This window comes from Lentilactobacillus hilgardii DSM 20176 = ATCC 8290, assembly GCF_000159315.1.
Lineage (GTDB): Bacteria > Bacillota > Bacilli > Lactobacillales > Lactobacillaceae > Lentilactobacillus > Lentilactobacillus hilgardii.
Window position 1 is genome coordinate 1 of record NZ_GG670066.1, and the last position, 241, is coordinate 241.

General features: G+C 50.6%; 1 protein-coding gene. It reads left to right on the forward strand.

What is annotated here, in order from left to right:
* The coding region (locus tag HMPREF0519_RS12900) for a TonB family protein (protein ID WP_003637234.1) at window positions 1–226 on the forward strand (226 nt) is incomplete at its 5' end.
* Window positions 227–241 lie beyond the last annotated feature (15 nt).

Sequence of the window (241 nt, forward strand, 5' to 3'; positions counted from 1 at the left end):
CAATGGCATCGTCAAGGTGAAATATGATATCGAGCACGACGGCACGGTCAGCCATGTGCGTATTATGCAGGCGAAACCCGCCGGGATCTTTGACGAGCCGGTGCTGACTGCCATGAAAAGCTGGCGCTTTGAACGCGGTCAGCCAGTGAAGGATCGTGAATTTACTTTTAATTTCACCACCAAACCGCACAACTCAGTCTATGGCAATGGGGTTCCGTTTCGCTGATCGTACGCTAAATTT